Annotated in this window: 8 protein-coding genes; 3 read left to right on the forward strand and 5 right to left on the reverse strand. The window is 42.6% G+C overall.

Annotation, left to right across the window (positions count from 1 at the left end; genetic code table 11):
* Positions 1-118: 118 nt before the first annotated feature.
* Positions 119-1,459, reverse strand: coding sequence for an ATP-binding protein (locus AABK37_RS23645; protein WP_039748807.1), 1,341 nt, complete (start codon positions 1,457-1,459; stop codon positions 119-121).
* 715 nt (positions 1,460-2,174) lie between these two features.
* Positions 2,175-2,360 (reverse strand): hypothetical protein, encoded by a 186-nt coding sequence (locus AABK37_RS23650; RefSeq protein ID WP_432553968.1) that lies wholly within the window; start codon positions 2,358-2,360, stop codon positions 2,175-2,177.
* Positions 2,361-2,682: 322 nt separating this feature from the next.
* On the opposite strand from AABK37_RS23650, the gene AABK37_RS23655 reads away from it, so the two are divergent.
* The 3 genes from AABK37_RS23655 (at position 2,683) to ftsZ (ending at position 6,371) form a co-directional block, all read left to right on the forward strand.
* Positions 2,683-3,531, forward strand: a complete 849-nt coding sequence (locus AABK37_RS23655; protein ID WP_432553969.1) for a cell division protein FtsQ/DivIB — start codon at positions 2,683-2,685, stop codon at positions 3,529-3,531.
* 1,073 nt (positions 3,532-4,604) lie between these two features.
* Positions 4,605-5,030 (forward strand): hypothetical protein, encoded by a 426-nt coding sequence (locus AABK37_RS23660; RefSeq protein ID WP_432553970.1) that lies wholly within the window; start codon positions 4,605-4,607, stop codon positions 5,028-5,030.
* A gap of 57 nt (positions 5,031-5,087) precedes the next feature.
* The gene (gene ftsZ / locus AABK37_RS23665; protein WP_432553971.1) at positions 5,088-6,371 is read left to right on the forward strand and encodes a cell division protein FtsZ; all 1,284 of its coding nucleotides are present in this window, start codon (positions 5,088-5,090) and stop codon (positions 6,369-6,371) included.
* A gap of 329 nt (positions 6,372-6,700) precedes the next feature.
* Here the strand turns inward: ftsZ and gshB are convergent, their stop codons facing one another.
* From gshB to AABK37_RS23680, 3 genes are all read right to left on the reverse strand, one after another.
* Complete coding sequence (gshB, locus tag AABK37_RS23670; protein WP_432553972.1) at positions 6,701-7,675, reverse strand: glutathione synthase; 975 nt, start codon at positions 7,673-7,675, stop codon at positions 6,701-6,703.
* A gap of 94 nt (positions 7,676-7,769) precedes the next feature.
* Positions 7,770-8,042 carry a glutaredoxin 3 gene (grxC, locus tag AABK37_RS23675; RefSeq protein WP_432553973.1) on the reverse strand — a complete coding sequence of 91 codons (273 nt, stop codon included), beginning with the start codon at positions 8,040-8,042 and terminating at the stop codon, positions 7,770-7,772.
* A 571-nt stretch (positions 8,043-8,613) separates the two neighbouring features.
* A partial coding sequence (locus AABK37_RS23680; protein ID WP_432553974.1) for a cistern family PEP-CTERM protein occupies positions 8,614-9,448 on the reverse strand: 835 nt, incomplete at its 5' end.

Consider the following 9,448-nt stretch of genomic DNA (forward strand, 5'->3'; position numbering starts at 1 on the left):
AAAGGGAAAAAATGCCACATCAAAAACTCAAGTATGCGCTGGCAGCATACTTGAATTTTTAAGTTCTCAGTTGTTGTATATACAGCTAAGACCAGAGATGTATCGCAAAGGAGAAAGCTTATACTTTTGTTTTATTTTGCTGCCAAGTCACGACTTTTTCTGTTTCTGCCAAGGCAGGACTGATGCCAAACCAGCGTCCGATGCGATCGCGATATTCAAATACCAACATGCTTCGCAGTAATCTTTGGTAATCAGATTCGCCTTGAACGCTTTGCTGGTGTACTACTTCAAATAACAATTCCCATTCTTCTTCGTTAATCGCTAACAGCAAATCGTCACGGTAATCTTTAATCACTGCTTCTAAACAGTTTCTAGTAAAAGGTGGGTCTTGCCGTTGCAGGCAACTATAAAGCAGTCCTAGTAAGTTACGGATGTGACCGCCACTCACGCGGCATAGACGATCTAGTGTTTCTGGGTCGTCGAATAATTCGCCTACTAACGAGGGTCTGGTATTCCAAGGAACTTGAGGAAAGGCTCTAGCTAATACTAGCTGGCTTAGTAGTGACATACCTGGTTCGTAGTCAATACCATCTCTTTGCCGCACCAACACCATTGGCAAGACTTTGGGAGCAATACCTCCCCCCAGGCGATTTTTTAATGTTTCGTACTCGTTCGAGAAAATTAACGGTAGGGGAATTGTGTAAACTAGATGGCATTTGAGCCGACGCAGTTGTTCGCCTCGGTCGATGAAGAGATATTCTGGTTGCGATCGCCCGGATGCTAATGTACGCATATCTACTCGATCCAAGTTATCGACGATGACAACCAGTCCTTTTTGACCCCGAAGTTTTAGCTGTTCTATGCCGAGGTCTAAGACTTCTTCGTTAATTGCTTGCAAAATACTATTGGTACGCGGTTCCAGATATTGCCTGAGCTGAGTACGCATCTGAGGGCTATCTTTTGCTTTGGCGCTGATTTTGGCAATACCTAAGGAAAACTCTGCCTCTGCTGATAACTGTATGGGTGTTTGCAAAAAATCCCCAATATCTTTAAACAAGTTGGCAAAGTAACCTGGTTTCAATTTGATGCCAATCGCTTCTAAACTGACGCTCACTTGACGGGCTACACTAAGCAAAATGTCGCTAATATCTATATCCGCCATGTCCAAATCTTGACTGGACTCAAAATAAACGACATGAAATCCTGCTAACTCCAACTCGGCTTTGAGGCGCTGCAATTCTGTTGATTTACCGCAGCCAATATGACCTGTAAACAATTGGCAGGTCGGCTCATCCGGAGAAATACGCACGATTGTCCGTTGCAACTCTTCAACAATCTTGCAACCACGTACATCCGAAAAATCTATGTAATACTGCCGATCCAGCGCATTACTCATATTTAAGGTGTAGCTTGGGTTACAGGCTTTATAAAAAGTTGACAAATTTAGTGTGGTTTTCATGTAGATGCAATTAACTGTACGTTTATATACAACTAATCTCTACCTAAAACTGTGGTTGATTAACTCACAACTTAGGTCTTAAGAAGAACAGTGCTGGACGCAAAAATGCGTAACCAGTGCAACTATCCTGCTCATAGCAGAGGTTTAGTTGTTGTCCCTGATACATTAAGTCTATCTGTTATTTTTACAGATACTGTTGCCCTTTTAACAATTTGAAGTTAAACAAATCATCTGTAACTGAGTTAATCTTGCACAGAAACCTACTTATCGGTAGAATCTTCGTTGGTATAAATGCCGATCAAGTAGGAATTGTATTAATTTTAGCAAGATGCCACTAATTTACATCATGGTTCAGTACCATTGTATTGTATTGATGTCATCATACTTAAGTATATATTATATTATATGTCTAATCAAGAATTTGCAATCTTTTCCAGAAAAATTTTCCAATAACTTTATGTACCAAATATCACTTCTTCATACAAGTTTGGCAATATTTTTTTGGTTGATTCTTTGATCGGCATCCAAATTCACGCACAAGGATAATGCCTTCGCCTTGGTCTCCCCTTCTCCCAAACAAAGAGGCGATCGCTCCTGCCAAAAGAAATAAATGCAATTGTGTTGCTTGTTCTTTTTTTTGCTTATGGGTATAGGACTTACGCTTTAAACCGACGTAGTTCCTTAACTTACGAGTGCGATAATTCATGAATTATCGCTACAGAAGATATGTTTTGCGCTCATTGCTGAGGTATTGTGGCAACGACACATCGACACACCAAGCGCATTCTGTGCCGAGTGGCGATCGCTCGTCTACCCAAGTGGCGCGTAAACACACACCAGAAAACGCTTTATTTTTATAGATCGCGCTAGTAGGCTGGCGATCGCCCGTATGTTGCCTCATAGTGAAGCTCTTAGGCAACCCCTCCCCTATTCCTTCAAGGGCAGCCTTCAAAGAAAGGAAGGCGCTTGCACAGGGTGCTTGAGCGATCGCACAGGAAAAAGGCTAGATTAAGTTTTAATTCAAGACAGCAAAATTTCACTTCAGTTCAAATTACAAGCACCATAATCTTTATCGTTGTGTGGTTGTTGTAAAGTGTTACATGCAAGCGTGAAAAAGTCACCGAAGATAACGGCGTGCAAGACCGCGCAAAGAGTGCGTTTACTTAAATTAATTGACGATACAAGCGTATCAACGTAAACTTCCATGTGTGAAAGGAGTTTGAATGGCTGGCATGGTATCAGTTTCCCGCACGGATTTGCGATATCGGCGTCATAAATTACGTCGGCAACGGCAAATGAAAATTATTCAGGCTATTTGGCAAACCTTTGCCGTTAGTAGTCTGTTAGGTGGTTTATTATGGGTGGCAAGTCAACCGATGTGGGTGCTTTCTGCTCCCAAACAAATTGAGATTGCTAATGGTTCACGCTCACTTTCTCCTGAAGCGATTTCTTCACTGCTGGTGTTATCTTATCCGCAGTCTTTATGGAGGATTGAACCGTCTTCGATCGCTGACTCTTTGACAAAACAACCAACTATTGCCAAAGCAAGCGTTAAGCGTCGTCTGTTTCCACCTGGATTAATTATTGATATTCAAGAGCGAGTACCTGTGGCGATCGCGCAAAGGCATCACCAAGCAACTCTCACTAGCGACACAAACATTGCTTCATCAACGGGGCTACTAGATGCAAATGGAATTTGGATGCCTTTAGAAAAATACACATCACTTAATCCTACCGTCAAGTTGCCCAGTCTCATAGTTATTGGTTCCTTTGAACAATACCGTCCTTACTGGAATCAGCTTTATCAATCTGTGAGCCAAAGTTCCGTTCAAGTCATGGAAATTGATTGCCAAGATCCAACAAATATAATTCTGAAAACAGAACTAGGATATGTGCATCTCGGTGCTGTGAGTCCCCAAATAAGCGAACAAATCAAAGTACTCGCCCAAATGAGCCATTTACCTACACAACTTAATCCCAATCAGATAGAATATATCGACCTGAAAAATCCGGAATCTCCTTTAGTACAAATGAACCAAAAAACAGTCAAGTCTAACTCTCAAACTCGTTAAAAAGATTGGACAAGTGAGAACTAATAATTGCTCAGAGTCAATAAATAAGTTTTATGCCAATAAATAAATATTTATTATTTTTGGTATTCCCATAACATACACAAAAATCGGCGTTAACTTCGCTCTTACAATGGGAGAAACAATTATAAAACCTTCATGCATGGGAGTAAAACCCCGCTTGTTGTTACCCTAACATAAGCGTGAAGTCAGGACGAGTGCGAGTGCCGGGGTTCCCCTTGCCTTGGAACGCTCGCTTAGTGCAACATGTTAAACATTCTGATGATAGTGTCTGGGGTGGAAAACGATTCTTTGGCATGATTAAATCTTGTACTCAACGGAGTGCGTCAAACACAAGAGTCTGTGAGGTTTTTAGTTCTGCGCGACTCACAATCGAAGGATATTTTCCGCCACAACCCAACAAGGGTTTGGTTGAATCTTCTATTCCAGGAGAGTTAATCAGACTGGTGTGAAAAAGAGAGATTTTCTCGTTTGTGGGAAGCCAGACAGTGACTTGATGCCAATTTCTACAAGAGGGATGCGATCCATAAAGTAAAATTTAACCGCAACTCTTATGTAGTTTGAGGCACACCAAATAACAAATCAATCAGTGAGTTCCATCAACCAGAAGTAAATCATTTGTTACATCCAGTTTAAGGATTAGTAAGTATAAGGTAAATTTTGTGTTCTCAGTTGTAATAATCTGAATGCTCAAACTGATTAACCATATCATTAAGGAAGAAAAGACGCGCCACGGCGGGTCTTTACAAGTTAGACAATTCACCCAGAATTGCGCTTTTTTTATTGTTAGTAGAAAAATTGCGTGTATACTAAATAACTCGGAGTTATCTAAAATAGGTGATTGGGAGGGACTTTCACTCTCACAATGTCAGACGGTTCCTTGTTTGCTAGATCCACAAATCCCCACGACTATTTCAGATGTTCGCGCTTGGTGTCTTTCCTTGGGAGAAGGTTGTCCACTGTGTTACGCAAAACGTGTAGCGGCAACGAGGAAGAATTGGTGGTATCGGTGGCTGTATTACTCGTGCCATTTCATATTTTACAGTAAATTTCAAGTGGTCGCAGGTATAACTCCTAAGAGTGATAATGGTAAATTTAATCACCAATATAAATTATTAGGAGAAAAATGGATAGGTAATTGGGGATACAAAATAAATGCCGAGAAAAATAGCAGTGAAGATATTAAGGAGGACAATAAGTTATACAGGTCAATTTTAGGTAAATATAAATATACTTCTCTAGAATTGGCAGTGCGCGAGCTTTACGGATTATGTACAACAGGCTTGCTTTGGGCAAGGTTGCCCTGTTCTATAGAAATAGGGGATAAGTTGTCTTGGGGCAACTTATCGACAACATGGGGGCGATCGCCTGCGTTAATGGTCGATCTAAGAGTAAAATTTCGCTTTTCTAATCCTGTTAGGGTTGCAATAAGTGAGAACAAGAAAGAACATAGCCATAGATTATGGCATCGTCAAATATAGTTGACTATTGGCGTGAATAACACCTGAAAAATTCGTTTATCTACCCTTTTCAATCCAATGACACTTGATAATAACCAAAAACTTAGTTATATAAACTCCCAGTCTCCGGGACAGCCAGGAATGTCACTAGCAGTTAACTCCACCAATCCCTTTAATCATTCCGGACTGAATTTCGGACAACATAACGATAGTAAAAGAATCCCTACTGAAGATCCCCGAATTGGCGATATTGTTCCCGGTCGAGTCGCCAACATCAAAGTAATTGGCGTCGGTGGTGGTGGTGGAAATGCCGTAAACCGCATGATCGCCTCTGATGTGAGTGGAATAGAGTTTTGGACAACAAACACCGATGCCCAAGCCTTAACACAAGCACAGGCTTCCAAACGCTTACAAATAGGACAAAAGCTGACGCGAGGTTTAGGCGCGGGTGGCAATCCGGCAATTGGTCAAAAAGCTGCTGAAGAATCGCGGGACGAAATCGCTACAGCTTTAGAAGGTGCTGATTTAGTGTTTATCACTGCTGGCATGGGTGGCGGTACAGGTACGGGTGCAGCGCCAATTGTCGCCGAAATCGCCAAAGAAATGGGCGCTCTCACAGTTGGTGTGGTAACACGTCCATTTTTGTTTGAAGGACGCCGACGCACCAGCCAAGCCGAGCAAGGTATTGAAGCTCTCAAAGGTAGGGTAGATACGCTAATTATTATCCCAAATAACAAGCTGCTGGAAGTAATTCCAGAGCAAACGCCGATGCAAGAGGCTTTTCGTTATGCAGATGATGTGCTGCGTCAAGGGGTGCAAGGTATCTCTGATATCATCTTGATCCCCGGTTTGATCAACGTTGACTTTGCCGATGTGCGAGCGGTGATGGCAGATGCAGGCTCGGCGCTGATGGGGATCGGTGTTAGTTCCGGGAAGTCAAGGGCAAGAGAAGCAGCGATCGCCGCTATTTCTTCGCCCTTACTAGAATGTTCTATTGAAGGAGCCAGAGGAGTTGTTTTTAATATTACTGGTGGTAGCGACCTTACCTTACACGAAGTCAATGCAGCCGCAGAAACAATCTACGAAGTAGTCGATCCCAACGCCAATATTATTTTTGGTGCGGTGATTGATGACAGGCTGCAAGGTGAAGTCAGGCTCACCGTAATTGCCACGGGATTTACAGGTGAAATGCAAGCCACGCCACCGCAAAATGTCGCCAATCCTAGGGTAGTAACTCCACCACCACCAAGACGACAGGCACCTCAGCCACCAGTAAAAGAGCCAACACCAATTCCAGAACCCAAAGAAAAACCCGGATTGGATATTCCTGAGTTTCTGCAACGACGGCGACCCAAGCCTTAAGCTGACAGCATTAGCTAGTAGCTTGCTCCCGCCTTAATTCCAGTTCCCAGGTTTCACCGGGAGCAGGGTTGACACTCCCCTGCCGTTCGCGCTCTTGGTTTCCCTCTTTTGCAAAGACGCTGCGTGTGTTCTTTGCTCATGATTCTTTGCTCATAGTCCGCTGTGCGGAAGCTTTCTTCGAGTCTTCAAGGGTTCTCTTAGACGCTTCTCTTGGAGACGCTGCGGAGCGTCCCTTGTTTTGAGCGTCAGGGCTTGTTGCACTTCTGCTAGCGCACAACAAGCGCAGAGAACACATCAGGAAAAAAAGAAATTAAAAAACGCTTTATTTTTTAACTTTTGCCTTGTAAAGCTTGCTCAACCCATTGAATTACCTGTTGACCAAGGTGGGTGTTGTCGAAACGATCAATTTCGCGAATTCCGGTAGGACTGGTGACATTGACTTCAGTCAGGTAGCCACCTATAACATCAATACCGACAAAAATCAAGCCGTCTTTACGTAGAGTTTCGGCTAATTGGGTACAAATTTCATGTTCTCTAGGAGTAATTTCGGATTGAGCAACTGTGCCACCAGTCGCCATGTTATTACGAAAGTCACTTCCAGAAGAAAGGCGATTGAGGGCACCAATCGGTTTTCCATCAAGCAAGATAATTCGTTTGTCTCCCTCTTTTGCTTGGGGTAGATAGGTTTGCACCATAACTGGAACTCGACCGAGGAGGGTACTGAGTTCGACTATCGAGTTAAAATTGCGATCGCCTGCTTGCAAAAATAAAATCCCTTCTCCAGCTTTGTTACCCAATGGTTTGAGAACTGCTGCACCTTTTGCTTCCACAAATTCCCGAATAAATTGCTTATCGGCACTGACAATAGTTTCTGGAATTGCTTTGGTAAACTGGAGGGCATACATTTTTTCGTTTGCCGCTCTAATTCCACTGGGACTATTAATCACCAGGGTTTTGTTTTGGTCGATGTAGTCCAGAATGTACGTAGCATAAAGATAGGGAACATTAACTGGTGGATCTGTCCGCATAAATACGGCATCCATTGTTTCCAGGGAAGTTAAGGTACGTTGGCTCAACTTGTACCAAGGATTTGCCGCTAAATAGCGTCCTTCCACCAACTGCACTGGTACGAGTTCCACCCGTTCTAACAATGCCCAAGCTTTGCTATCTACCACACTCAGCAAATTTGCTTGAGTTACCCAAATTTCATGTCCCAAGATTTGTGCTGCTTCCATCAGAGCAACGCTGGTATCATGACACGGGTCAAGAGTAAGGATGGGATCTATTATAAAAGCCAGTTTCACGCTTAATGCCTCAATCGCCAGGAAATTCCGCTGTTATCAATTTAGATTATCCCCTGACGATTTGATTGATGTGCATAGCATTTTGTGAAAAGACCTAGACATTATTAGTAGCAGCTAATAGCTCATCTAGCTTGCCTTGGGCTTCTATTGCGTGTATATCATCACAACCACCTACATGGCGATCGTTAATGAAAATTTGCGGCACAGAGCGTCGTCCATTTGCCCTTTTAGACATTTTATCGCGTGCTGCCTCGTCTCCATCAATGCTGTATTCAACAAATTCAACGCCTTTTCTTGCCAGTAAACTTTTGGCACGGATGCAAAACGGGCAAGTTCTCCAAGTGTAAATTTCTACTTTAGCTGCCATAACGCCCTCAACTTTATTTGATGCTTCTTAATTTTAGAACTTTGTCACTGGCTGTTGTAGCCGCTCTATCCCGTTTTGGGGTAATCCTTTAAAGCTGCTAAATAGCCCTGAACGAACTGCGTACATTTTTACCGCATGAAAATCTCTTCTTCCCTTCCCCTCTACATCATTTTTAAGTCAGATCAGCATAAATAAACATCAGTCAGTGGTGAATAGTCTATTGACTTTGAACTTTTGAATGCGTGACTGTTGACTGTTGACTGTGGATTTTTAACTATTCGTTTCTGTACACAGATAACAAAATTGATAATATTCCACTTCAAATATCAATTGCCTCAGCAATAATACATACTTTATTTTTGTCTATCCCAAAAAATGCAGTATTAAGCCTGAGTAACGGTGTTGTAAATTAGCAATGCAATGTGCTGGCATCATAATTTTTACTAAACCATAAAAAATTGGGTCAGAAGTACTGATACACTTCCAACCCGATTTTTTAATTACGACTTGCGTTCTTAACCAAACCTCCGTCTTAGTATTTGCTCATGTTCGCTTGAAACAACAGCTTAATTTAATCTTGCTTTAGAGTCTTTTTCTTAAGCGCTTTCAACGCACCGACAGCTAACAAACCTAAAGCGGCAGTTGTACTAGGTTCAGGTACTTTTTTAGGTGGAGGTGGTGGAGCCTGATAATATTTCCCTTGACCTGTACCGCTAGTACCGAGAGAAGTTCCTTCAATACTTTGATAACGTACTCCTAAGTTGCCTAAGGCGAACGAGTCAACCATCTTATTGAAGGCGAGATTGAAGGAAAACTTGCCAATACCATCATCGGTGCTAACACCACCATTCCGTCCTCCCTGACAGGTATTACCTTGTGTGAAGCACACATCAATATCACCAAATTGATTCGGGAATGAGCCGTCTAGAACAGAGTTGCTGAAAAGCCCTGACGCAGTTGTTTTTCCAGAAGCCAAATCCAGTTTATTGGTAGACGTTAGGTCAGAGTAAACGTTGAAACCTAAGGCAGAAGTTCTAGATTTGATGCCATTGCTGGAGGTGTTATCTAGATTGACATCAAAAGCTGCCTCAGTACCGTTGAAACTCTTCAAGGTAAAGAATGCTGTAGACGTGAGTCCAGTAACATTTTGTGTGGCAACGCTTCCATCAAAGTTGAACTGGAAAGTCTTACCGACATCACTGAGGCTGAAATTAATAATCGGCAAAGGTCTGGTTGAAGTTGAACCGTTCGCAGCCTTGTCAGCAGCTTCCTTCTCAGCTTTCTCCTTCTCAACCTTGTCAGCAGCTTCCTTCTCAGCTTTCTCCTTCGCAGCCTTGTCAGCAGCTTCCTTCTCAGCTTTCTCCTTCTCAACCTTGTCAGCAGCTTCCTTCTCAGCTTTCTCCTTC

The sequence above is a fragment of the Tolypothrix sp. VBCCA 56010 genome, assembly GCF_050875635.1.
GTDB lineage: Bacteria > Cyanobacteriota > Cyanobacteriia > Cyanobacteriales > Nostocaceae > Hassallia.

Coding starts and splice junctions, on each gene's coding strand:
- AABK37_RS23645 (WP_039748807.1), bottom strand. CDS start 1,459: ATGAAAACCACACTAAATTTGTCAACTTTTTATAAAGCCTGTAACCCA.
- AABK37_RS23650 (WP_432553968.1), bottom strand. CDS start 2,360: ATGAGGCAACATACGGGCGATCGCCAGCCTACTAGCGCGATCTATAAA.
- AABK37_RS23655 (WP_432553969.1), top strand. CDS start 2,683: ATGGCTGGCATGGTATCAGTTTCCCGCACGGATTTGCGATATCGGCGT.
- ftsZ (WP_432553971.1), top strand. CDS start 5,088: ATGACACTTGATAATAACCAAAAACTTAGTTATATAAACTCCCAGTCT.
- grxC (WP_432553973.1), bottom strand. CDS start 8,042: ATGGCAGCTAAAGTAGAAATTTACACTTGGAGAACTTGCCCGTTTTGC.